The sequence below is a fragment of the Rhizobium sp. 05N430 genome, from assembly GCF_056396985.1.
The window spans coordinates 305768-330284 of record NZ_JBFTMO010000004.1 but is presented as its reverse complement, the minus strand read 5'-3'; the positions used below and the strand labels follow the sequence as shown (position 1 = coordinate 330284).

The window sequence follows — 24517 nt, the reverse complement described above, 5'->3', positions numbered from 1 at the left end:
TGCCCGCATCCAGTTCCTGCCGTATCCGGAGAGAAGAAGATGGCTATCAGCCCGTCCACCATGGCTGCCGTGCGCGCCAGCGGGGCCGTTCCGAATGCGGAATTCCTGCTGAGTGCCGAGGGCGTTCGCAAGGAATTTCCAGGTGTCGTCGCACTTGACGACGTTCAGTTCCGCTTGAAGCGCGGCTCGGTGCATGCGCTGATGGGCGAAAATGGCGCCGGAAAATCGACGCTTATGAAGATCCTTGCCGGCATCTACACGCCTGACAAAGGCGAGGTGCGCCTCAAGGGCGTCCACATTCAGCTGAAGTCGCCGCTCGATGCGCTGGAAAACGGCATCGCCATGATCCATCAGGAACTGAACCTGATGCCGTTCATGACGGTTGCTGAAAATATCTGGATTCGCCGCGAGCCGAAGAGCCGTTTCGGGTTCGTCGATCATGGCGAGATGTATCGCATGACCGAGGAGCTGTTTCAGCGGCTCAACATAGATATCGATCCGGATATCGAAGTGCGTCATCTCTCGGTTGCCAGCCGCCAGATGGTCGAGATCGCCAAGGCGGTTTCCTACAATTCAGACGTTCTGATCATGGACGAGCCCACCTCGGCACTGACCGAGCGTGAAGTCGCTCATCTGTTCGATATCATTCGCGCCCTGAGAGCCCAGGGCATCGGCATCGTCTACATCACCCACAAGATGAACGAGCTGTTTGCGATCGCCGACGAGTTTTCGGTGTTCCGGGACGGCAAGTATATCGGCACGCATGCGTCTACCGATGTGACGCGCGACGACATCATCAAGATGATGGTCGGCCGCGAGATTACCCAGATGTTTCCGAAGGAAGAGGTTCCGATCGGCGACGTCGTGCTGTCGGTCAAGGATCTGACGCTCAACAACGTCTTTCGCGATGTCTCCTTCGATGTGCGCGCAGGCGAAATTCTAGGTGTGGCCGGTCTGGTTGGCTCGGGACGTTCGAATGTCGCCGAAACGCTGTTCGGTGTGACGCCGGCCAGCGCCGGCACGATCGAGCTGTTCGGCAAGAAGGTCGACATCAACTCGCCGACCGTTGCCATCCAGAACCACATGGCTTTCCTCACCGAGGACCGGAAGGACACGGGCTGTCTTCTGATCCTCAACGTGCTCGAAAACATGCAGATCGCGGTGCTGCAGGACAAGTTCGTCAAGGGCGGCTTCGTGCAGGAGCGGGCGCTGGAGAAGACCTGCGAAGACATGGCGCGCAGGCTCAGGGTGAAGACACCCAATCTCGACGAGCGCGTTGAAAATCTCTCGGGCGGCAACCAGCAGAAGGTCCTGATCGGCCGCTGGCTGCTCACCAATCCGAAGATCCTGATCCTCGATGAACCCACGCGTGGCATCGACGTCGGCGCCAAGGCCGAGATCCACAGGCTGGTGACCGAGATGGCCAGAAACGGCGTCGCGGTGATCATGATTTCGTCGGAAATGCCGGAAGTGCTCGGCATGAGTGACCGCATCATGGTCATGCATGAAGGGCGGGTGACCGGCTTCCTCGATCGCGCCGAAGCAACACAGGTGAAGGTAATGGAGCTCGCCGCGCAGTAAACGCGCCGCTCGATTGCCAAAGGGAGGTTTGAACATGAACACAGATGCAGCAGAAGGCCATGCGCCGCTCGCAGCCCGGGTCCGCCGCCGCCGGATACCGCCGGAACTCAGCATCTTCCTGGTGCTGATCGGCATCGCCCTCGTCTATGAGATTCTCGGCTGGATCTTCATCGGCCAGAGCTTCCTGATGAACCCGCAGCGCCTGACGATCATGATCCTGCAGGTCTCGGTGATCGGTATCATTTCGGTCGGGGTGACGCAGGTCATCATCACCGGCGGCATCGATCTATCCTCGGGTTCGGTCGTCGGCATGACGGCGATGATCGCGGCGAGCTTTGCCCAGGCCTCCACCTGGCCACGTGCGCTCTATCCGTCGCTGACCGACATGCCGTTCTTCGTGCCGATCGGTGTCGGCCTGCTGATCGGCCTTCTGGCCGGCTATATCAATGGCCAGTTGATCGCCAAGACCAAGATCCCGCCCTTCATCGCCACGCTCGGCATGATGGTGTCGGCACGCGGCATCTCGAAGTGGTACACGAAGGGCCAGCCGGTCTCCGGCCTGACCGATCAGTTCAACTTCATCGGCACCGGTATCTGGCCTGTTATCGTCTTTCTCGTCGTCGCGCTGATCTTCCACATCGCGCTGCGCTATACCCGCTACGGCAAGTTCACCTATGCGATCGGCGCCAACATGCAGGCGGCGCGCGTTTCGGGCATCAATATCGAAGCGCATCTGATCAAGGTATACGCTATCGCGGGTCTGCTCGCCGGTCTCGCCGGCGTCGTGACCGCGGCCCGTGCGCAGACGGCGCAGGCCGGCATGGGCGTGATGTACGAACTCGATGCGATCGCTGCGGCTGTCATCGGCGGCACGTCGCTGACGGGCGGTGTCGGGCGCATTACCGGTACCGTGATCGGCACGGTCATTCTCGGCGTCATGACCTCAGGCTTCACCTTCCTCAGGGTGGATGCCTACTACCAGGAAATCGTCAAGGGCGTGATCATCGTTGCCGCCGTCGTCGTCGACGTCTATCGGCAGAAGAAACGCGCAAAGCACTGAAACATGAAAAAATGACGGGGCCAGATGGCCCCGTTTTCACGTTTGGCGCCTATTTCAGCGGCGCCGCAAATTTCTAAAAAAGGGGCTGGCCTATTTTTCCAGCCTTTCTATTGTTGTCACTTGATATTTGCCCGGAAGGGTAGAGCAGGAAGACAGATGCAGCTCGTATTCGATGGCCACAACGACGTTCTCCTCAGGCTTTGGACACATGAAAGAGACGGCAACGATCCGGTCGCCGAATTTCTGAACGGAACGACCCAGGGCCATATCGATGCGCCCCGCGCCCGCAAGGGCGGTCTGGCCGGCGGCCTCTGCGCCATCTACATCCCGTCCGGCGATCTTGTCTTTGCCGATCCGGATGAAAACGGTCACTACGAAACCCCGCTCTCCGCACCGCTCGATCGGCTGCCCTCGCTGGGGATCGCGACCGAGATGGCGGCGATTGCGCTGCGTCTCGATACTGCCGGTGCCTGGCGCCTTTGCCGCAGCGTCAAGGACATCCGCGCGGCCATGGCGAGCGGGATCTTTGCCGCCGTCATGCACATAGAGGGCTGCGAGGCGATCGGGCCGGATCTTGCTGCGCTCGAAGTCTTTTATGCTGCCGGATTGCGCTCGCTCGGCCCCGTCTGGAGCCGCCACAATGCCTTCGGGCATGGCGTGCCGTTCGCTTTCCCGAAAAACCCGGATACGGCGCCCGGTCTCACGGATGCCGGTTTCGAGTTGGTGCGCGAGTGCAATCGCCTCGGCATTATGATCGATCTGTCGCATATCACCGAGAAGGGCTTCTGGGATGTTGCCAAGACCAGCGATCAGCCGCTGGTGGCCACCCATTCCAATGCCCATGCATTGACGCCCGTTGCCCGCAACCTGACCGACAAGCAGCTCGATGCCATCAGGGAATGCAAGGGGCTCGTCGGTCTGAACTATGCGACGGCCATGCTGCGCCCGGATGGACGCTCCGATGGCGAGACGCCGCTTTCCGACATGATCCGCCATATCGACCACCTCGTCGGGCGCGTCGGCATTGATTGCGTCGCGCTTGGATCCGACTTCGACGGGGCGACGATTCCCGACGAAATCGGCGACGCTGCAGGTAACCAGAAGCTGATTGCCGCCCTCCGGGACAGTGGATATGGTGAGGACGATCTCAAGAAACTTGCCAGCGAGAACTGGCTGAGAATCCTGGCTTCGGCGTGGAGGGAGAAGGACGTCTGAGCCTGAAAACTGCTTTGTAATCAATCAAAAACAGGGGAACAGAACCAATGATGATTACCAAACTGAACCGCAGCTTCCGTGCCCTTTCGGCCGGTGCTGCTCTTTCGCTTCTCATGATGGCAGCGCCAGCCGCCTTTGCTGAAACGCCGAAGGACACGCTGGTCGAAGGCTTCGCCATCGACGACATCATCACCATGGATCCGGGCGAAGCTTTCGAGCTCTCGACCGCGGAAGTGACCAGCAACAGCTACAGCCTGCTGGTGCGCCTCGATATGGCCGACACCTCGAAGGTCAAGGGTGACCTTGCCGAAAGCTGGACCGTTTCCGATGATGGCCTGACCTATACGTTCAAGCTGAAGCCGGGCCTGAAGTTCGCCTCCGGGAACCCGATCACCGCAGAAGACGTCGCATGGTCCTTCGAGCGTGCCGTCAAGCTCGACAAGAGCCCGGCCTTCATTCTCACCCAGTTCGGCCTCACCGGCGACAACGTCACGGAAAAGGCGAAGGCGGCCGATCCGAATACGTTCGTCTTCACCGTCGACAAGGCCTATGCGCCGAGCTTCGTGCTGAACTGCCTGACGGCAACGGTTGCTTCCGTCGTCGACAAGAAGCTGGTGCTCGATCACGTCAAGCCTGTGACCGTTGATGCCGACCACAAGTATGACAACGACTTCGGTAACGATTGGCTGAAGACCGGCTATGCCGGCTCTGGCGCCTTCAAGCTGCGCGAATGGCGCGCCAATGAAGTCGTCGTCCTCGAGCGCAACGACAATTACTACGGCGACAAGCCGAAGCTGAACCGGGTCATCTACCGCTACATGAAGGAAAGCTCGGCACAGCGCTTGGCGCTCGAGGCGGGTGACATCGATATCGCGCGTAACCTCGAGCCCGGCGATCTCGATGCCGTGGCGAAGAATGCCGATCTGGCGACGACAGACGCGCCGAAGAGCACGATCTATTACGTCAGCCTCAACCTGAAGAACGAGAACCTGAAGAAGCCTGAAGTTCAGCAGGCCTTCAAGTATCTGGTCGATTACGATGCGATCAGCTCGACGCTCATCAAGGGTATCGGCGAAGTTCACCAAACCTTCCTGCCGAAGGGCCAGCTTGGCGCGCTTGACGAAAATCCGTTCGAGCTCGACGTCGCCAAGGCCAAGGAGCTGCTGGCAAAGGCAGGCTTGCCGGATGGCTTCTCCGTCACCATGGACGTGCGCAACACGCAGCCGGTCACGGGCATTGCCGAATCCATGCAGCAAACGCTGGGACAGGCCGGTATCAAGCTCGAAATCGTCCCGGGTGACGGCAAGCAGACGCTGACGAAATATCGCGCCCGCACGCATGATATCTATATCGGCCAGTGGGGCTCGGACTATTTCGACCCGAATTCGAATGCCGACACATTTACCTCGAACCCCGACAATTCGGATGCGGGTACCAACAAGACGCTCGCCTGGCGCAACACCTTCGAGGCACCGGATCTCGACAAGGAAGCCAAGGCTGCGCTGCTGGAGCGTGATGGTGCCAAGCGTGCCGCCATGTACCAGGACATTCAGAAGAAGTACCTGGAAAACAGCCCCTTCGTCTTCATCTTCCAGCAGATCGAAGTGGCCGGTTATCGCAAAAGCCTGAAAGACTTCAAGCTCGGCCCGAGCTTCGATACCAACTATGTCGGTCCGATCGCCAAGGAATAATCCGGTAGGATTGGTTCATTGAGCATCGTTGAAACAAAGGTGGAGGCGCGGCCCGCGAAGGGCCGCGCACTTCCGCTCGCCAAGGCACTCGGGCGTTTTCTGATTGCTGCGGTCACGACCTATCTCGGCCTGCTGGCCGTCACCTTCTTCATCGGCCGCGTGGTGCCGATCGATCCGGTTCTTGCCATTCTCGGCGACCGGGCGCCGACGCATGTCGTCGAGCGCGTGCGCCGCGAAATGGGTTTCGACCTGCCGCTCTACGAGCAGTTCTATATCTATCTGAAGGGAATTCTCTCCGGGGATTTCGGCAATTCGGTGCTGACGACCAACCCCGTCATGACCGATATCCGCCGCGCATTTCCCGCGACCATCGAACTGGCAACCTGCGGCACGATCATCGGCGCGGTGATCGGCATTCCGCTCGGCGTGCTGGCTGCGGTGCGCCGCGGCAGCCTGGCGGATCAGGTGGTGCGTGTCATCGGGCTTATCGGCTATTCGGTGCCGATCTTCTGGCTGGCCCTGATCTCACTCGTCGTTTTCTATGCGAAGCTGCGCTGGGTGGCGTTCCCCGGCCGTATCGACATCGTCTACGAATATACCTTCACGCCGATAACCGGCTTCTATCTGCTCGACAGCGCCTGGCAGGGCCAATGGGACGTCTTCTACGACGTCTTCCGCCACATCATCCTGCCTGCCTCGCTACTTGGCTATTTCTCACTCGCCTATATCAGCCGCATGACCCGCAGCTTCATGCTGAACGAGCTCAGCCAGGAATATATCGTCGCGGCGCGTGCCAAGGGGCTCTCCGAAACGCGGGTGATCTGGGGCCATGCGCTGCGCAACGCCGGCGTCCCGCTGGTGACCGTTATCGCGCTGTCTTATGCCGGCTTGCTTGAAGGTTCGGTGCTGACCGAGACGGTGTTCTCCTGGCCGGGCATCGGCCTCTACATCACCAACTCGCTGCAGAGCGCCGATATGAACGCCGTGCTCGGCGGCACGATCGTCATCGGCACCGTCTTCATCGGCATCAACCTCCTGTCCGACCTTCTTTACCGGACCCTCGATCCAAGGACGCGAAGCCGATGACGGTTCCGGTCAACCAGACACCTCCGATGAGCCGCCGCGAATGGCTGCTTTCCGACCGGCCGCAATCACGCACGCAGGCGCGTCTCGGGCGCGCCTATGTCACGTGGCGGCAGTTCACCGCCAACAAGCTCGCCGTCGTCGGCCTGGTGATCATCATCGGGCTACTGTTCGTCGCGGCCTTCGCCGATCTCCTGGCAACGCATTCGCCTGTCATCGGTGATCTCAAGAACGCGCGGCTGATGCCGCCGGGCACTGCCGGCTATCTTCTCGGCACCGACGATCAGGGCCGCGATATCTATTCGCGTCTGATCTATGGCTCGCGGCTCACGCTCTTCGTCGTGGTTCTCGTCGCCATCATCTCCGCGCCGATCGGGCTGATCGTAGGCACCGTCTCCGGCTATGCCGGCGGCTGGGTCGATGCCACCCTGATGCGGATCACCGATATCTTTCTGGCCTTTCCGAAGCTGGTGCTGGCACTTGCCTTCGTCGCGGCCTTGGGGCCGGGGATCCAGAACGCGGTCATCGCCATCGCCATCACCTCCTGGCCGCCTTATGCCCGTATCGCCCGCGCCGAAACGCTGACGGTGCGGCGCTCGGATTATATTTCTGCGGTGAAGCTGATGGGCGCCTCGCCTATTCGCATCATCATCCGCCATGTCATGCCGCTCTGCATCTCGTCGCTGATCGTCCGCGTGACCCTTGATATGGCGGGCATTATCCTGACGGCGGCCGGTCTCGGCTTTCTCGGCCTCGGCGCGCAGCCGCCGCTGCCGGAATGGGGCGCTATGATCGCCTCGGGCCGCCGCTTCATTCTCGATCAATGGTGGGTTGCCGCCATGCCCGGTATCGCCATCCTGATCGTCAGTCTCGGCTTCAACCTGCTCGGCGACGGGCTGCGCGATGCGCTCGATCCGAAGGAGAGCGGCCAATGACCGAGCTTCTCGACGTCAACAACCTGCGCGTCAGCTATCCGACGCGCACAGGCGTGATCGAGGCGGTACGCGGCGTGTCGTTCACGCTCGGCAAGGAGCGCCTCGGTATCGTCGGTGAATCCGGCTCCGGCAAGTCTCAGACCGGCCGCGCTATCATGGGCCTCACCCCGAAGCACGCCGTCGTCAGCGCCGACAGGCTCGACTTCAACGGCATCGATCTCCTGTCTGCCTCCGCCAAGCAGCGGCGTCTTCTGCGCGGCAAGCGGATCGCCATGGTGCTGCAGGATCCGAAATATTCGCTGGACCCGGTCATGTCGATCGGCCGGCAGATCTGCGAGACGCTGAAGACCCATGAAAAGGTTGGCCGGGCGGAGGCCAAGGAACGGGCGCTTGCCATGCTGGAGGCGGTGCAGATCCGCGATCCCAAGCGCGTCTTCGATCTCTATCCGCACGAAGTTTCCGGCGGCATGGGGCAGCGGGCGATGATCGCGATGATGCTGATCGCCGGGCCGGAGCTGTTGATTGCCGACGAGCCGACATCGGCGCTCGACGTGACCGTTCAGCTCGATGTGCTGAATATCATGGACAAACTCGTTTCCGAACGCGGCATGGGGCTGATCTTCGTATCGCACGATCTGCGTCTCGTCTCGTCCTTCTGTGACCGTGTCATCGTCATGTATGCGGGCAGGATCGTTGAGGAATTGAAGGCATCCGACCTGAAGAATGCCCAGCATCCCTATACGCAGGGTCTGCTGAACTGCATGCCGGAGATCGGTCAGAGCCGTCATCCGCTGCCGGTTCTTGACCGCAAGCCGGAGTGGGCCGCATGAGCGCAGCACTCTCTGTCGAAAAACTCGGCGTCATCTATGACGATTTCCACGCCCTGAAGGATGTCAGCATCGAAGTCGGAACGGGCGAGTCCTTCGGGCTCGTTGGTGAGTCCGGGTCGGGGAAGTCGACGCTGCTGCGGGCCGTGGCGGGGCTTGCGCCGGTCAGCTCCGGCACGATCCGCATTCATGGCGAGGCGCTGCAGGGCGCCAAGCGCAGCAAGGCTTTCTATCGCAGCGTCCAGATGGTGTTTCAGGACCCCTATGGTTCGCTTCACCCGCGCCAGACGATTGACCGGCTGCTGCTTGAGCCTCTGGCGATCCACGGCATCAGCGATGGTGAAACGCGTATTGCCCGCGCGCTTGACGAAGTCGGCCTCGGAAATGGTTTCCGCTTCCGCTATCCGCATCAGCTTTCCGGCGGCCAGCGTCAGCGCGTGGCGATCGCCCGGGCGCTGATCGTCGAGCCGTCTGTACTGTTGCTCGACGAGCCGACCTCGGCGCTTGATGCCTCTGTTCAGGCCGAAGTGCTGAACCTGCTGGAACAGATCCGGCGTGATCGAAAGCTGACTTTCGTGATGGTCAGCCACGATCTCGGCGTCGTCACCCATATGTGCGAGCAGCTTGCTGTGATGCGCAATGGCGCGGTCGTCGAGCGCTTGAGCTCGGCCGAGCTTGCCCGCGCCGACGTCCAGGAAGAATACACCCGCAATCTGATGATCGCGAGCAAAGGCTTCGTCAAAAGCTGAAATGCAGGTTTTTCAAGTGTTTGAAAAGGCTGCTCCATGCGCGCGGTTAAGGTTAACGTAGCGTTAAAGACGACCATTCGACTAGACTATTGACAGGCCCGTTTCATCTGTCATGATCCCGTTAACGATTGTTAGTTTTCGTGATCATGGAGGTAAGGATGTTCTTTCTCGGTGGCATGACCATGGGATATCTCGAGCCGCCGGTGAAGGCCGAGCGGAGCGAGCAGCCAGTCGTTTCTATTCCTGCCGAAAAGGACCGCCGCTTCATCGATGTCTCCGCTGCTGCGCAGCGCGAGGAAAATGCGATCGAACGGTCGTTGATCTGGGCCTGGCGCACTCTCTGCTGAGCTTTCTTCCAGCACCGGTTGGATTTTCTACCCGGTTGCCTCTGGAAGGAATTTTATCTCTACCTACCTGATAGAGAATATAAGAATAAAGGTGCAGGCATAAAGCCGCACCAAAGAGAACAGACGGAGGCAACACATGGCAGACCTGGGTATATCGCATACTCACGCGAACCATTATGGTTCCGTGCCGGCAAAGAAGCCGCTCTCCGTGCGCGGCAAGCTGCAGCTTGGCGTTCACGCCGTGCTGCTGACCGCAGCTTTCGCATTCGTCGCTGCGTTCGTATTCGGCCTGATCGGCTGATCTTCGCACCGGCGCTCTGCCGGTGCCATTCCTTCGGAACAATGTGCCAGCCGCGGCATTCTCTGCTTACGCATTCAGCGTGCCGGGAATGGACGTAAAAGGCATAGTGTACCGGACCCCGGTCATTATCCTTCTCCTGCCATTCCGCGCTGTCTGGCGTTCCCAGTCAGGAGTTGAGGACGATGGCAAATACAGCCGTACTGAAACCGAAATCGCGTGACGTCTCGGTGAAAACCGGACTGACCGACAAATATTGCGCAGACATGGCAAAGAGCCTGTCGGCGATCTTGGCAAGCACCTATCATCTGGTGATCAAGAGCCACATCTATCACTGGAATGTCGTCGGCCCGCTGTTCAAGCCGCTGCACGAGCTGACGGAAGAGCATTACAACACGCTTTTCAAGGCGACCGATATCATCGCCGAGCGTATTCGCGCCCTCGGTCACCTGGCGCCGGCCCGCGTCGGAGACGCTGCGAAATTCGCGCCTGATAATGGCGACTTCAGCCAATTGACGGCCGAAGATATGGTACGCGACCTGATCGCTGACCACGAGGCGGCCTGCAGAGCGATGCGCGAAGCCGGCACCGCTGCCGACGACAACAATGATCTTGTCACCACCGACATGCTGACGGACCGCCTGACGTTCCACGAGAAGGCTCTCTGGATGCTGAAAGCCATCATTGCAAAGTAGGCGTGGGCGCTCTGCGCCTTACCGCCGCCGCGAGGGCGCATGCTCATGTCCATGCGCCCTTTTTCATAATTCATTGATATCGAAAGATTTTCTCAATCTCGCGGAACCATGGTCACAGATCTTCGTTTATCTGTCAGCAAACAAGGAGATGGGCATGCTTTATTACGCTCTGGTATTTCTCGTCGTCGCCCTGATCGCCGGCCTGTTGGGTTTTGGCGGTATCGCTGGCGCCTCGGCATCGATCGCTCAGGTTCTGTTCTTCCTGTTTCTGGTGCTGTTCGTCGTCTCGCTGTTCATGCGCCTGATGCGGCGCTGACAGCCCGGCAGGTATCGTTGCGATGATAAAAATCCGGTGCCGGAGCGGCGCCGGATTTTTCACGTCTCCAGTGCCAATTCTTCGCTCTTGACTTGAATTATCCGCTTAGTGTCCAACTTTGAGGAAATGGCTTTGCGGGAGGGACAAGAAGCACTGCCATCACGGTCATAGCTGTGCGATAAAGCAGGGCTTAAACCGTTTCGCATCTAAAAATCGGCTGCCATAGTATCTTTGAGCAACAGTGCTCTGCCGTTCATGCGGCAGTCATATTTGCCGGTGCAAAAGGCTAGCCAAAATTACCATAACTTTGTTTGGATCCAGAACCGAACCCATGTCAATTTCCAATCCGTCTCCGACCCCGTCGCGCGATTCCGAAACGAAGCAGATCGATCATAACGACTCGATCCGTTCGACATACCTCTCCATCGAAGACATCAAGGCGATGGGCGAAATGGTCGCCCGCAGCGGGGCGGAATCGCTTCCCGCTTTTGCGCCCTTCGATTTCTTCGCGCGGCACAAGGAGAACGAAAAGGAAATCCTGCGCGTCTATCGCACGACCGCCGCAGACGTGGAATCGGGCGAAACCATCACGCCTGCTGCGGAGTGGCTGCTCGACAATCACTACATCGTCGAAGAGGCGATCCAGGAAGTCCGCCGCGACTTTCCGCGCCGCTTCTATCGCGAATTGCCGACCGTCAATGTTGGCGGCACGCAGATCCCGCGGACGCTGGTTCTGGCCTGGCTCTACGTGGCGCATACGCACAGCACCGTTTCGCAGGAAAGTCTGACGGCGCTCGTCGATGGCTTCCAGCAAACAGAGACGCTGAAGATCGGGGAGCTCTGGGCTGTTCCGTCGCTGGTCCGCTACGTCCTCGTCGAAAATCTTCGCCGCATTTCGAGCCGCGTCGAACGCAGCCGCCGGATGCGCCGCCGCGCCAACGAGGCCGCCGACGAACTGGTGCGTCTGGCAGATCCTGCCAAGGCTGCCGAATACCTGAAGACACTGGAGACGCTTGCCGAGGACAATACGTTCTCGACTCAGTTCCTTTATCGCATGCGCGACGGCTCGCAATCGTCGAGCCTGGCGATTGCCTGGCTCGACGACCGTCTCGCCTCGCTCGGCCGCGATACCGAAGAAGCGACGATGGCGGAACATAGTCGCCTGTCATCCGGCAACGTGACGATGGGCAACATCATCCGCAGCCTGCGCGAGATCGATGACACCGAATGGTCGGTCTGGGTCGAGCAGGTGAGCCACGTCGACCAGCTGCTCTGGGACAAGTCGGATTACGGCATTCTCGATTCCGGCTCGCGCAACAAATACCGCAAGCAGATCGAAAAGCTCGCCAAGCGTTCGCCGCTCAGTGAAATGGAAGTCGCGCAGCTGGCGCTGGATATGACGGAGGAAGCCAAGTCCTCCGATGAGCCGCAGCCGCACGAGCCGAATGTCGGCGGCTTCCTCGCGGGCATGCATCGCCCGAAGTTCGAGGCGCGCGCGAACTATCGCCCGACGCTCGTGCAGCATTTCGTTCGCACCGTCCGCAAGTTCAATTGGCTGTCCATCGCCGTACCCGTCGCTCTGTTGACGATCCTGGCGATGGTGATTGTCGGCAAGTTCATGGCGAATGCCGGCATGAGCCCTGCAGAGATCATCGTTCTCCTGATCATGTTCTCGCTGCCCGCTTCGGAAGGCGCGACGGGGCTATTCAACACCGTGCTGTCGTTCTTCGTGACGCCATCGCGTCTCGTTGGCTACGAGTTCAAGGAAGGCATTCCGGAGGACGCGCGCACGCTCGTTGTCGTGCCCTGCCTGATTTCCAACCGCGATAGCGTCGATGAGCTCGTCCGCAATCTCGAGGTTCACTATCTCGCGAACCCGCGCGGTGAGATCTACTATTCGCTGCTCAGCGACTGGCCGGACAGCCAGGTCGAGGAAACCGCCAACGATCTCGAAGTGCTGGATTATGCGCGCCGCGAGGTCGCGAACCTCTCGGCGCGCTACGCGTCCGATGGCAAGACCCGCTTCTATCTGCTTCACCGCCGTCGCCTCTACAATCCTTCTGAAGGCGCGTGGATGGGCTGGGAGCGCAAGCGCGGCAAGCTGCATGAGCTGAACATGCTGCTGCGCGGCGATGCTGACACCACGTATCTGCCGGGCGCCAACATCGTGCCGGAGAACGTCCAGTATGTGATGACGCTCGATGCCGACACGCGCCTGATGCGCGATGCGGTGACCAAGCTCGTCGGCAAGCTCTATCATCCGATCAACCGCCCGGTGCTCAACCCGAAGACCGGCCGCGTCGAAAGCGGCTATGGCGTTCTGCAGCCGCGCGTCACCCCGTCGCTGACGACCGGCAAGGATGCCTCGGTCTTCCAGCGCGTGTTCTCGATCAACCGCGGTCTCGACCCCTATGTCTTTACCGTCTCCGACGTCTACCAGGATCTGGCCGGCGAGGGCACGTTCACCGGCAAGGGCCTTTATCATGTCGACGCCTTCGAAGCGTCGCTGAAGGGCCGTATCGATGAGAACTCGGTTCTCAGCCATGACCTTCTCGAAGGCTCCATGGCGCGCTGCGCGCTCGTCACCGATCTGGAGCTCGTCGAAGACTTCCCGATCCGCTACGAAGTCGAAACCTCGCGCCAGCATCGCTGGGCGCGCGGCGACTGGCAGCTGCTGCCTTACATGTTCAACCCGAAATACGGCGTCACCGCGCTCGGCCGCTGGAAGATGTTCGACAACCTGCGACGCTCGCTGACCCCGATCGCCTGGTTCTTCGCGTCCGTGCTCGGCTGGTATTTCATGGGACCGCTCGGCGCGCTCGTCTGGCAGATCCTGCTGATCTTCTGCCTGTTCGTCGCTCCGACGCTGTCGCTGATCAACGGCATCATTCCGCGCACCAGCGATATCGTCGCGCGTGCCCATCTCTATACGGTTTGGTCGGATATCCGCGCGGCGAACGCCCAGGTGGCACTGCGGATCGTCTTCATTGCCGATACCGCCTGCATGATGGCCGATGCCATCGGCCGCTCGCTGTACCGCCTGTTCTTCAGCCACAAGCTGATGCTGCAGTGGCGCACAGCCGCCAGCGTTCAGGCAGGCAAACAGGGAACGATCGCCTCCTACTACAAGGCCATGTGGCATGCGCCGGTGCTGGCACTGCTTGCGCTCGCCTTCGCGGCGCTTTCGGGCGACAAGGCATTCCTCGTCGGCATTCCCTTCGCCGTTCTCTGGATCCTTTCGCCGCTCGTTGCCTATTATGTGAGCCAGTCGGCGGAAACCGAAGACCGGCTCGAAGTGGCAGAGTCCGACTCCACCGAACTGCGCAAGATCGCACGCCGCACCTGGCGTTATTTCGACACGTTCACGACGGCCGAGCAGAACCATCTTCCGCCTGACAACGTGCAGGAAACGCCGCACGTGATCGTGGCAACACGGACGTCGCCGACCAATATCGGCGTCTATCTTCTCTCGGTCGTTTCCGGCCGCCAGTTCGGCTGGTTTTCCTTCGAAGAGACGATCGACCGGCTGGAAAAGACGATCGCCACCATCGACAAGATGGAGAAGTATCGTGGCCACCTGTTCAACTGGTATCATACCGACACGCTGCAGACGCTTGGCCCGCGCTATGTTTCGGCCGTCGATAGCGGCAACCTGGCCGGTCACCTGATCGCCGTTTCGTCGGCCTGCCGCAACTGGGCGGAAGCGCCGTCGGCGCATATGCAGGGCAATCTCGATGGTGTCGGCGATACTGCCGGCATTCTCGGCGAAGTGCTTGCCGACCTGCCTGACGATCGCAAGACCGTCCGCCCGCTGCGCCGTCGCCTGGAAGAACGCATCATCGGCTTCCAGAACGCACTGGCCGCGGTCAAGCGTGAGCACGAGTTCGCCTCGATCCGCGTCATCAACCTGGCTGTTCTCGCCCGTGATATCCAGAAGCTGGCTGCCAATCTCGACCACGAAGTCAAGTCGTCGCTGAGCGGCGAGCTGACCCGCTGGGCCGAGCAGCTGGTTAAGGTCTGCGAAGCGCATATTTCCGACAGCACCTACGATCTGTCGAATATCGATCCGCTGCGTCCGCGCCTGATTGCGCTGCGTGACAAGGCGCGCGACCTCGCCTTCTCGATGGACTTCTCGTTCCTGTTCCGTCCGGAGCGCCGCCTGCTGTCGATCGGTTACCGCGTCGAAAGCGGCGAACTCGATCAGGCCTGCTACGACCTCCTGGCATCGGAATGCCGCCTGACCTCGCTGTTTGGCATCGCCAAGGGCGATCTGCCGACCGAGCACTGGTACCGCTTGGGACGTCAGGTCGTTCCGGTCGGCTCGCGGGGCGCACTGGTCTCGTGGTCCGGCTCGATGTTCGAATATCTGATGCCGCCTCTGGTCATGCAGGAGCGCGGTGGCGGTATTCTCAACCAGACCAACAATCTCGTTATCGTCGAGCAGATGAACTATGGCCGCAAGCTCGGCATTCCGTGGGGCATCTCGGAAGCGGCCTTCAATGCCCGCGACCATAACATGAACTACCAGTACACCAACTTCGGTGTGCCGACGCTTGGCCTGAAGCGTGGCCTCGGCCACAACGCCGTCATTGCGCCCTATGCATCGATCCTGGCCAGCCAGTACGATCCGAAGGCTGCGCTCGAGAACCTCGACCGCCTGCGTGCGCTCGGCGCACTCGGTAAATACGGCTATCATGATGCCGTCGACTTCACGCCGACCCGTGTGCCTGAGGGCAAGAAGTGTGCGGTGGTCTACAACTACTATGCCCACCACCATGGCATGTCGATCGCAGCCGTCGCCAACGTCGCCTTCAACGGCCACCTGCGCGAACTCTTCCACTCCGATCCGGTGATCGAAGCGGCCGAACTGCTGCTGCAGGAAAAGGCGCCGCGCGATATTCCGGTGATGAGCGGCAAGCACGAGTCCGACACGCCTGCCAGCATCCAGGACGATCTTCTGCGTCCGGAACTGCGCAAGATTGCCGATCCGTTGTCTCGCGACCGCGAACTCGTCTTCCTGTCGAATGGCCATTACTCGATGATGCTGACGGCGACGGGCGCCGGCTATGCCCGCTGGAACGGCCAGTCCGTCACCCGCTGGAAGCCCGATCCGACCGAAGACCGCTGGGGCAGCTTCATCTTCCTGCGCGACACCGTTACCAATGAATGGTGGTCGGCGACCGCGGAGCCGAAGAGTGTCGAAGGCGAAAAAGTCAACGTGCTCTTCGCAGATGAAAAGGCGGAGTTCACCAAGGTCGTTGGTGATCTGACGAGTGAAGTCGAATGCATCGTCGCCACCGAGCACGATGCCGATGGCCGCCGCCTGACGCTGCTTAACATGGGTTCGGAAGATCGCTTCATCGAAGTGACCTCCTATATGGAACCTGTGCTCACCAGCGACGACACGGATAATGCCCATCCGGCCTTTGCCCGCATGTTCGTCAAGACCGACTTCGGCAAGCGCGGCGATGTCATCCGAGCGGAACGCAACAAGCGCGATCCGAACGAAGCGAACATGAGCATCGCCCATCTGATCGTCGACAGCGCCGGTCCGCAGCGTCAGACCGAGTTCGAAACCGATCGCCGCAAGTTCCTCGGCCGCGGCCGCAGCCTTTCGGATGCTGCTGCGTTCGATCCGGGTGCGACGCTGTCGGGTACCGACGGCTTCACGCTCGATCCGATCCTGTCGCTGCGCCGCACGGTTCGGGTGCCGGCAGGCAAGAAGGTCAGCGTAATCTTCTGGACCATCGCCGCACCAAGCCGCGATGAGGTGGACAAGGCGGTCGAACGCTACCGCCACGCCGATGCTTTCCAGCACGAGCTGGTTCAGGCCTGGACGCGCACGCAGGTGCAGATGCGCCATGTCGGCGTCACCTCGCAGCAGGCTGCCGCCTTCCAGCATCTCGGCCGCTATCTGGTCTATCCCGATATGGATCTGCGCGCCGATGCCGCTGCCGTTCAGGCGGGCATGGCCTCGCAGTCATCGCTCTGGCCGCTGGCGATCTCGGGCGATTTCCCGATCTTCATGCTGCGCATCAACGATGATCTGGATCTCGATATCGTTCGTGAAGCGCTGCTGACGCAGGAATATCTGCGCTCGCGCGGCGTCACCGCCGATCTGGTGATCATGAATGAGCGCGCCTCCTCCTATGCGCAGGACATGCAGCACGCTGTCGACCAGATGTGCGAAAACGTCCGCCGCATGGGCCAGGCCGATGGTCTACGCCAGCATATCTTTGCCGTCCGCAAGGATCTGATGGAGGAGACGACCTATCACGCGCTGCTGGCCGCTGCCCGCGTCACCTTCCACGCGAAGAATGGCAAGGTGATCGATCAGATCAATCGCGCCATTGCTCTGACCTCGCCTTCGAAGGAAGAGCAGGAAGAGATGCAGAAGGCGGCCGAACGCGCCAAGGCGGCAGCGCCGAAGCGCATCGCGCCTGTCATCAAGCCGCGTCCGGTTCCTGCTGACATCGAGGAGCAGGGCGATCTCGACTTCTGGAACGGCTTTGGTGGCTTTGCCCGCGACGGCCGCGAATATGTCGTCCGCCTTGCCGGCGGCACCGCAACGCCGCAGCCGTGGATCAACGTGATCTCGAACGAAAAGTTCGGCTTCCATGTTTCCGCTGAAGGTGCCGGTTTCACCTGGTCGGTGAACTCGCGTGACTATCAGCTGACCAGCTGGTCGAACGATGCCGTGGTCAACCGTTCGGGTGAGGCGATCTACGTCGCCGACCTCGACAACAACGCCATCCTGACGCCCTACGCCGGTCTGTCGCAGCGCGCCGACGCGCGTTTCGAAACCCGCCATGGTCTCGGCTACTCGGTCTTCTCCAGCGAGCAGAACGATATCGCCATGGAGGTCACCCAGACCGTTCATCGCGAAAAGCCGGTGAAAATGCAGCGCGTGCGCCTGCGCAACAACGGATCCGGCGCCCGCAAGCTCCGGCTCTACGGCTATGTCGAGTGGGTGCTCGGCAACAATCCGCAGCGCACCACGCCCTTCATCCTGTCATCGGCGGATGAGGAAACGGGCGCTCTCTTCGCCGCCAACCAGTACAGCATCGATTTTTCGAAGCGCGTGTCGTTCTTTGCGGCGAGCGAGAAGCCATCAAGCTTCGCGACCAGCCGCCGCGAATTCATCGGCAAGGCGGGTACGATCCAGTCGCCGCAGGCGTTGAAGCCATCGGTTCCGCTTTCGGGCGCAAAGGAACTCGACGGCGATCCGGCCGCGGTGCTCGCGATCGATATCACGCTGGCGCCCGGCGAAAGCCGCGACGTGACGTTCTTCCTCGGGGATACCGGCTCGAAGGACGAGGCGGCGGCTCTGGTCAAGGATATCCGTTCCGCGAGCATCGATGATGCCGTTCAGGCAAACCGTGATTTCTGGCAGGGCTTTACCGGCAAAGTGCAGATTTCCACGCCTGATCAGGGCATGAACAACCTGATCAATGCCTGGCTGCCCTATCAGAGCCTTGGTTGCCGCATCATGGCGCGTTCGGCCTTCTACCAGGCCAGCGGTGCCTTCGGCTTCCGCGACCAGCTGCAGGATACTCTGGCCTTCGTGCTGCAGGATCCGTCGCTGGCGCGCAACCAGATCGTCAACGCCGCTTCGCGTCAGTTCCGTGAGGGTGACGTTCAGCATTGGTGGCTGCCGGGAACGGGTGCGGGCGTCCGCACGCTGATCTCCGACGACGTCGTCTGGCTTGCCTATGGCATCCATCACTATTGCAGCGTCACCGGCGACAAGACTGTGCTCGACGAAGAGCTGCCGTTCCTCGAAGGGCCGGCGCTTCTCGAGGGACAACACGACTCGTTCTACAAGCCGGAGATTTCAGAGGACAAGGCGAGCATCTACGAACATGCCGCTCTCGCCCTCGATCTGGCGATCAAGCGGACCGGCTCGAACGGCATGCCGCTGATCCTCGGCGGCGACTGGAACGACGGCATGAACCGCGTCGGCATCCATGGCCAGGGCACCAGCGTCTGGCTCGGCTGGTTCCTTGCCGGTGCGCTTCGCTCGTTCACGCCCTATGCGCAGGAGCGTGGCGATACGGCTCGCGTCGAGCGCTGGACCAAGCATCTCGGCGAGCTGAAGGCGGCACTCGAGAGTGCAGGCTGGGACGGTGGCTACTATCGCCGCGGCACGTTCGACGACGGCAGCCTGCTGGGTTCCAAGGAAAGCCTGGAATGCCAGATCGATTCGATCGCGCAGTCCTGGAGCGTCCTTTCGGGCGAAGGCGATCCCGAGCATGCGAAGACAGCGATGGATGCGGTGCTGAACCGCCTCGTCGATCGCGATACCCGGATCATCCGCCTGTTCACGCCGCCTTTCGCCACCTCGGCCAAGGACCCGGGCTATATCAAGGCCTATCCTCCGGGCGTTCGCGAGAACGGTGGCCAGTATACGCATGCGGCGACCTGGGTGGTCATGGCGCTTGCCGAGATGAACCGGGGTGACGATGCGTTCGCCTGCTTCGAACTGCTGAACCCGATCACCCATTCGAGAGACAAGGGATCGGCCGAGCATTATCGCGTCGAGCCCTACACCATTGCCGCCGACGTCTATGGCGAAGGCGCTCTTAAGGGCCGCGGCGGCTGGACCTGGTACACGGGATCGGCCGGCTGGCTCTATCGCGCCGCCGTCGAAGGCATCCTCGGAATCCGGCTGAAGGATGGGCGTCTGTTTGTCCGTCCGGCGCTGCCGAGCACCTGGGATGGCTTCTCGGCGGAGGTCGAACATTCCGGTGTGAAATACCGCATTTCGGTCTCAAAATCGTCCCAACCCGGCGGCTACAGTCTTGTTATCAATGGCAACGACATCGCCAATCCCTCTGAGGGATATCCGGTCGGATAGCAGCATTTCCTAAGCTCACACTCCGGCGATTCGTTGCGGCCAAAAGGGAAACCTTTTGGCCGCAACCGCGTTTGCAAATCGGAACCAGGAGAGAATAATGGCGACTACGCCGGAAAAAGCCATCGGCGCTGAGCGCGTTTCCCGATCCGCGGCCCGGCCGCAACGTGACACAAGACTAGACGTGTTGCGCGGGCTGGCCCTGATCACGATCTTCATCAACCACGTCCCCGGGCAGATTTTCGAATATGTGACGACGAAGAATTTCGGCTTCTCCGATGCTGCCGAGGCTTTCGTCCTGATCTCGGGTATCGCTGTCGGTCTGGCCTATGGATCGGGCTTCAAGTTCGGCCGCAGGCTGGAGATGGCGAGGAAGGCCGTGAAGCGCGCCTTCACGCTCTACCTTGCGCACATGATCACCACCTTCATGACCCTGGCGCTGTTCATTTGCGGCGCCTGGCTCTTCCACCGGCCCGGATTGCTGGTGGAAATCAATATTCTTGCCGTGCTGACAAATCTGAAAGAGGGCATTCCGGCGCTGCTGCTGCTCGGCCACCAGATCGGCTATAACAATATCCTGCCGATGTATGGCGCCCTCATGCTGATGGTGCCGATCATCCTGCTGCTGAATTCTTGGCACCCGTTGCTGGCACTCAGCGTATCGGGCGCTGTGTGGCTCATCGCCGGCATCTATCAGATCGCCCCGCACAACATGATCATTGCCGACTACTGGTTCCTGAACCCGCTGTCTTGGCAGTTCATCTTCACCATCGGCATCGTTGGGATGATGCACGTCAAGCGCGGCGGTTCGCTGCCGCAGCACCCGGTTCTGTTTGTCCTGGCATCCGGCTATGTGGCCCTGTCCTTCGCCTGGGTTGTCGGTCATCTCTGGGATCTCGGCAACGCACTGGCGGCACTGGGTCTCCCAAGCGTTCTGACTGGGTTCGACAAGACCTTCCTGTCGCTGCCGCGTCTGCTGCATGTGCTGGCTCTGACCTATCTCGTCATCAACATCCCGGCGGTGTCGCGCATGCTGCGCCGCCCGGCGGATCATCCGTTGACGATCCTTGGCCGGCATTCGCTGAACATCTTCGTTGCCGGTACGATCCTGGCGATGGCGGGTCAGGTCCTGCTCTATGTCACCAACCGCGATCAGTTCATCGGACCGATGTTCGTGGTTGCCGGTATCGCCGCGCAGTTCGCCTATGCCTACCATCTGGAGCGCAAGCGTCTGGATGAGAATGCCAAGCCAGCGATCGGACGCGGCGCCATGCCGGTTCCGGTGCGGATCAATGACGGGCGGAAGTAACGGCGTGCCAGAGATTCCAAGATATCAAGCCGGCGGCGCAACAGCCCGCCGGCTTATTTTATGTGCTGCAGGATGTTGACGAGTTTGCCCGCGGGATCGCGGACATAGAAGCGCCGGACGCCCCATGGCTCGTCGGCGGGGCCGTAGACGATCTCGAACTCTGCTTGCTGCATCGCCGAGAGAACGGCATCGACATCATCGACTTCCATGGAGATATCCGGAACAGGCGTGCCTGAGCCGCCCTCGCTGGCGACGCTGAGCTGAACCTGCATTGCGGTGGCGTTGCCATAGGTAATGATCCAGCCATGGTCCATCAGGACATCCAACCCAAGCACTTCACCATAGAAGCGCTGCGACCTTGCCGGATCGGCTGCCGGCAGATTGGCAATGATGCGGCGTACGGCCATGATGGATCCTCCCTGGTTCTGAAGGGGCGATGCTAGAGCCTTCCAGTGGGAGATTAAAGCTCTCATCCGGTGTTGGTGATGAGCCGCGATCGCTTCTGCCATCTCGGTTTGCCTCACTCAATCAATCTGGTGGCAAGCGGGGACTGCAAGCTTCTCTTGAGCAGGTGGCACCGGACTTCAGTGGTCGCCGCTCGAGCATTTCCATCCGCTGATCCGCCGCCACATAAGAAAAGGCCGGAGGGGCGAACCCTCCGGCCTGATATCCAAGTTCTATGCGACCGCTAGTTTATGCGGCTTCGGTCGCATGCGCCTTGCGGACTTCTTCGTCCGTCAGGATGCCGCTGGCGCGGAGCAGGGCGGCAAAGCGGCCATTGCTCTGGCTCAGTTCGTCGAAGCTGCCCTGCTCGACGATGCGGCCGTTGTCGAGGAACAGCACCTTGTCGGCCTCGCGGACCGTCGACAGACGGTGGGCGATGATGAAGGTGGTGCGGTTCTGGCGCAGGTTGTCGATAGCGGCCTTCACGCGGTTTTCCGTTTCGACGTCGAGCGCGCTGGTCGCTTCGTCGAGCACCAGGATCGGCGCATCCTTCAGGATGGCGCGCGCGATCGCGATGCGCTGACGCTCACCACCGGAGAGACGGTTACCGCGCTCGCCGACATGGGTGTCATACTGGTCTTCGCGCGTCTCGATGAAGTCGGCTGCGGCTGCGGCTTCTGCTGCCTGACGCATTTCTTCCTCGCTGGCGCCCTCGCGGCCAAGGCGGATGTTGTCGCTGATCGAGCGGTTCAGCAGGCCGGCATCCTGGAAGACGGTTGCGATATAGCGGCGCAGCGACTTGCGGGTGACCTTGGTGATGTCCTGGCCGTCGACCAGGATTTCACCGCTGTCAGGGTCGTAGACGCGCTGCAGCAGGTTGACGAGCGTTGTCTTGCCAGCACCGGTCGGGCCGACGATGGCGATCGTCTGGCCGGCCTTGGCCCTGAAGTTGACGCTGTGCAGGCCCTGCGAGGAATTGCCGAAGCCGAAGGAGACGTCGCGGAATTCGACCTCACCCTTGACGTCCTTGATATCGACATTGCCGGCAGGCTCTTCGCGGTCACGGACGGAGTCTTCGAGGACATAGAAGTCTTCAAGCTTCGAGCGGGCCTCAAAGATCTGCGTTGCGAACTGGCGCATCTGGTCGAGGCGCGAGATCAGCAGGTTTGCAAAGCCGATAAAGGCAATGACGTCACCGATCTTCAGTTCGCCGGCCTGGACCAGCAGCGTGCCGATGACCAGAATGATCATCATTGCGATGGTGGAAGCCATGCGGTTCAGCGCACCGGCGATCGCCCACCAGTCGAGAACCGGATACTGCGCCTGCAGCAGGCGGTCGGTGAAGCCCTTCAGGGCGCGGGTTTCGGCGTCGATACGGTTATAGCTATGCAGGACCGAGACGTTGCTGATCGAGTCGCTGACATGCGAAAAAACGGTGTGGTAGTGGTTTTCGACCGAGGCCTGACCATCCTTGGTGCGGCTCATGACGAGGCGGCCGATCAGCCAGTAGGCAACGCCGAGCACGACGAGCACTGCAGAGAGGCGCAGGTCCATCATCATGGCGGTCGGAACCAAAAGCATGATGGCGACGGCAGTTGCCAGGTGATTGCGCATGAATTCGAGCCAGAGGCCGAACAGCGTTTCACAGGCGCGCAGCAGCGTATGCAGCGCATTCGATGTACCACGCTGGTGGTGCCAGGAGAGCGGCATGGAGATGATGCGGCCGAAGGCTTCGGTCAGAAGCGTGGCACGGCGGCCATGCGCCAGTCTGTCAGCCTCGCGGGCGACAAGCACGAAGGCGATGGTGTTGAAGACGGCAAAGCCTGCCCACATGAAGAGGATCGGCTTCACGTCACCCTTGCCGGAGATGGCATCGATGATACGGCCGAAGAGGATCGGTTCCGCGATGGTGATGGCAGCCAGAACAATGTTGGCAACGACCACCAGGGATACGCGGAGCTTGTATGCGCCAAGGTAGCGCAAGGCTCTTGCATAGACCTTGAATAGCGACACGGCAGTACCTCTTTTGTGCATCTGCAAAACGGGATGTTGCGACGCTACTAAAATCTACCTGAACCGGCGATTAACACCGTGTTCACCCGGGACTTTTCAGAAGGCGTCAAAAGTAGGGTGCGACGAGATGACATGGGCCGAAAGTTGTTCACCCGAGAACGGTTGTGACAATTTTCGCTTGCATTTGGAAGGCGGTACGTCGCACCTTAAACTCATACGGGTTAAATCATTGAACCGAAGACCGTTGGGATGCCGGCTGCGTTAGTGCCGGTCGACGGCCCTCAACCGCACGCCCTTTTCGGGCAGGGGGCATTTGTGAATATTCATTCGTTGATTCAATTGCTTGTCGTTCTAGAGGAATGCAAGAAGGTCGAGCGTGTCGTCGAGGAGCTGGAGAATGTCCTGCATTCCTACGGCTTCCAATATTATGTGCTTCTGCGCCATCCGAAACGCAGTGTCGATCCCTGGGGCACGGTGCTAGCCGGCGATTGGCCGGAGACCTGGACACAGGTCTATGCAACCAAGAAATATTTCCTCATCGACCCGACCATGCGTTATCTCGGCCAGACGCACAGGCCGTTCCGCTGGCGCGAAGGACTTGCTGCCTACCGGCGCGATCCGCATCAGCGCCGCATGGAGCAGATGATGGCCGACGCGGCACAGCATGGCCTGGGCGACGGCTACGTCTTCCCGGTTCACGGCCGTAGTGGCCTGCTGGGGAGCCTCAGCATCGGCGGCGTCCCGGTCGATCTGTCGCCGGTGGAGATGTCGCTGTTCTGTGGCGTGACCCACAAGGCGTTCTGGCGGCTGCTCGAATTGCGTGGCGACGCCGATGCACTCGATAGCCCGACTCTGATGGAGACACCGCTGACGCGGCGCGAGCTGGAGATCCTGCATTATCTCGCCGACGGCATGACCTCGATCGAAATCAGCAAGCTGCTCAGCATCTCCAACCACACCGTCGATTGGTACATGAACGGCATTCAGGACAAGCTGAAGGCTAAAAACCGTCAACAGGCCGTCGCTCTGGCCTTTAGGTACGGCTTAATTACCTAATGACGGAGAAATTCTATTTCGTGGCGGCAAGGGAAATTGAACTT

The 24517-nt window shown here is 60.5% G+C and carries 17 protein-coding genes; 15 read left to right on the top strand and 2 right to left on the bottom strand.

The window, feature by feature from the left end; all coding sequences use genetic code 11:
• Positions 1–39: 39 nt before the first annotated feature.
• The 14 genes from AC1DJO_RS12025 to AC1DJO_RS11960 all read left to right on the top strand — a co-directional run bounded on the left by AC1DJO_RS12025 (position 40) and on the right by AC1DJO_RS11960 (position 20960).
• Positions 40–1581 carry a sugar ABC transporter ATP-binding protein gene (locus tag AC1DJO_RS12025; RefSeq protein WP_310296516.1) on the top strand — a complete coding sequence of 514 codons (1542 nt, stop codon included), beginning with the start codon at positions 40–42 and terminating at the stop codon, positions 1579–1581.
• A gap of 34 nt (positions 1582–1615) precedes the next feature.
• Positions 1616–2641 carry an ABC transporter permease gene (locus tag AC1DJO_RS12020; protein WP_112385930.1) on the top strand — a complete coding sequence of 342 codons (1026 nt, stop codon included), beginning with the start codon at positions 1616–1618 and terminating at the stop codon, positions 2639–2641.
• A gap of 156 nt (positions 2642–2797) precedes the next feature.
• Positions 2798–3856: a dipeptidase gene (locus AC1DJO_RS12015; RefSeq protein ID WP_477970690.1), complete on the top strand. Its 1059-nt coding sequence runs from the start codon at positions 2798–2800 to the stop codon at positions 3854–3856.
• A 47-nt stretch (positions 3857–3903) separates the two neighbouring features.
• Entirely contained in the window at positions 3904–5547 is a 1644-nt protein-coding gene (locus AC1DJO_RS12010) for an ABC transporter substrate-binding protein (RefSeq protein ID WP_477970688.1), read from the top strand.
• Positions 5548–5565: 18 nt separating this feature from the next.
• Positions 5566–6633: an ABC transporter permease gene (locus AC1DJO_RS12005; RefSeq protein ID WP_477941092.1), complete on the top strand. Its 1068-nt coding sequence runs from the start codon at positions 5566–5568 to the stop codon at positions 6631–6633.
• Positions 6630–7565 carry an ABC transporter permease gene (locus AC1DJO_RS12000; protein ID WP_112517845.1) on the top strand — a complete coding sequence of 312 codons (936 nt, stop codon included), beginning with the start codon at positions 6630–6632 and terminating at the stop codon, positions 7563–7565. Before AC1DJO_RS12005 ends, AC1DJO_RS12000 begins: the two co-directional genes overlap by 4 nt.
• Positions 7562–8395: an ABC transporter ATP-binding protein gene (locus AC1DJO_RS11995; RefSeq protein WP_477970686.1), complete on the top strand. Its 834-nt coding sequence runs from the start codon at positions 7562–7564 to the stop codon at positions 8393–8395. The genes AC1DJO_RS12000 and AC1DJO_RS11995 overlap by 4 nt, the downstream gene beginning before the upstream one ends.
• On the top strand, positions 8392–9141 hold the full coding sequence (locus tag AC1DJO_RS11990; protein WP_477970684.1) for an ABC transporter ATP-binding protein: 750 nt from the start codon (positions 8392–8394) through the stop codon (positions 9139–9141). The genes AC1DJO_RS11995 and AC1DJO_RS11990 overlap by 4 nt, the downstream gene beginning before the upstream one ends.
• A gap of 158 nt (positions 9142–9299) precedes the next feature.
• Positions 9300–9488, top strand: a complete 189-nt coding sequence (locus AC1DJO_RS11985; protein WP_112385923.1) for a hypothetical protein — start codon at positions 9300–9302, stop codon at positions 9486–9488.
• A gap of 136 nt (positions 9489–9624) precedes the next feature.
• Positions 9625–9789 (top strand): hypothetical protein, encoded by a 165-nt coding sequence (locus AC1DJO_RS11980; RefSeq protein ID WP_310296505.1) that lies wholly within the window; start codon positions 9625–9627, stop codon positions 9787–9789.
• Between the two features lie 182 nt (positions 9790–9971).
• Positions 9972–10481 (top strand): Dps family protein, encoded by a 510-nt coding sequence (locus AC1DJO_RS11975; RefSeq protein ID WP_477941097.1) that lies wholly within the window; start codon positions 9972–9974, stop codon positions 10479–10481.
• 154 nt (positions 10482–10635) lie between these two features.
• Positions 10636–10797: a DUF1328 domain-containing protein gene (locus AC1DJO_RS11970; RefSeq protein ID WP_112386069.1), complete on the top strand. Its 162-nt coding sequence runs from the start codon at positions 10636–10638 to the stop codon at positions 10795–10797.
• Between the two features lie 331 nt (positions 10798–11128).
• Positions 11129–19654: a glycoside hydrolase family 94 protein gene (locus AC1DJO_RS11965; RefSeq protein ID WP_477970682.1), complete on the top strand. Its 8526-nt coding sequence runs from the start codon at positions 11129–11131 to the stop codon at positions 19652–19654.
• Between the two features lie 97 nt (positions 19655–19751).
• On the top strand, positions 19752–20960 hold the full coding sequence (locus AC1DJO_RS11960; RefSeq protein WP_477970680.1) for an OpgC family protein: 1209 nt from the start codon (positions 19752–19754) through the stop codon (positions 20958–20960).
• 53 nt (positions 20961–21013) lie between these two features.
• Here the strand turns inward: AC1DJO_RS11960 and AC1DJO_RS11955 are convergent, their stop codons facing one another.
• Entirely contained in the window at positions 21014–21367 is a 354-nt protein-coding gene (locus AC1DJO_RS11955) for a VOC family protein (protein ID WP_477970678.1), read from the bottom strand.
• Between the two features lie 286 nt (positions 21368–21653).
• On the bottom strand, positions 21654–23417 hold the full coding sequence (locus tag AC1DJO_RS11950; protein WP_477947672.1) for a glucan ABC transporter ATP-binding protein/ permease: 1764 nt from the start codon (positions 23415–23417) through the stop codon (positions 21654–21656).
• Between the two features lie 315 nt (positions 23418–23732).
• On the opposite strand from AC1DJO_RS11950, the gene AC1DJO_RS11945 reads away from it, so the two are divergent.
• On the top strand, positions 23733–24473 hold the full coding sequence (locus AC1DJO_RS11945) for a LuxR family transcriptional regulator (RefSeq protein ID WP_112385917.1): 741 nt from the start codon (positions 23733–23735) through the stop codon (positions 24471–24473).
• The last annotated feature ends 44 nt before the right edge of the window (positions 24474–24517 follow it).

What these genes read in the sequence shown, in the direction of transcription:
- AC1DJO_RS12025 (WP_310296516.1), top strand. Translation starts at nt 40, where the DNA reads ATGGCTATCAGCCCGTCCACCATGGCTGCCGTGCGCGCCAGCGGGGCC.
- AC1DJO_RS12020 (WP_112385930.1), top strand. Translation starts at nt 1,616, where the DNA reads ATGAACACAGATGCAGCAGAAGGCCATGCGCCGCTCGCAGCCCGGGTC.
- AC1DJO_RS12015 (WP_477970690.1), top strand. Translation starts at nt 2,798, where the DNA reads ATGCAGCTCGTATTCGATGGCCACAACGACGTTCTCCTCAGGCTTTGG.
- AC1DJO_RS12010 (WP_477970688.1), top strand. Translation starts at nt 3,904, where the DNA reads ATGATGATTACCAAACTGAACCGCAGCTTCCGTGCCCTTTCGGCCGGT.
- AC1DJO_RS12000 (WP_112517845.1), top strand. Translation starts at nt 6,630, where the DNA reads ATGACGGTTCCGGTCAACCAGACACCTCCGATGAGCCGCCGCGAATGG.
- AC1DJO_RS11995 (WP_477970686.1), top strand. Translation starts at nt 7,562, where the DNA reads ATGACCGAGCTTCTCGACGTCAACAACCTGCGCGTCAGCTATCCGACG.
- AC1DJO_RS11990 (WP_477970684.1), top strand. Translation starts at nt 8,392, where the DNA reads ATGAGCGCAGCACTCTCTGTCGAAAAACTCGGCGTCATCTATGACGAT.
- AC1DJO_RS11985 (WP_112385923.1), top strand. Translation starts at nt 9,300, where the DNA reads ATGTTCTTTCTCGGTGGCATGACCATGGGATATCTCGAGCCGCCGGTG.
- AC1DJO_RS11980 (WP_310296505.1), top strand. Translation starts at nt 9,625, where the DNA reads ATGGCAGACCTGGGTATATCGCATACTCACGCGAACCATTATGGTTCC.
- AC1DJO_RS11975 (WP_477941097.1), top strand. Translation starts at nt 9,972, where the DNA reads ATGGCAAATACAGCCGTACTGAAACCGAAATCGCGTGACGTCTCGGTG.
- AC1DJO_RS11970 (WP_112386069.1), top strand. Translation starts at nt 10,636, where the DNA reads ATGCTTTATTACGCTCTGGTATTTCTCGTCGTCGCCCTGATCGCCGGC.
- AC1DJO_RS11965 (WP_477970682.1), top strand. Translation starts at nt 11,129, where the DNA reads ATGTCAATTTCCAATCCGTCTCCGACCCCGTCGCGCGATTCCGAAACG.
- AC1DJO_RS11960 (WP_477970680.1), top strand. Translation starts at nt 19,752, where the DNA reads ATGGCGACTACGCCGGAAAAAGCCATCGGCGCTGAGCGCGTTTCCCGA.
- AC1DJO_RS11955 (WP_477970678.1), bottom strand. Translation starts at nt 21,367, where the DNA reads ATGGCCGTACGCCGCATCATTGCCAATCTGCCGGCAGCCGATCCGGCA.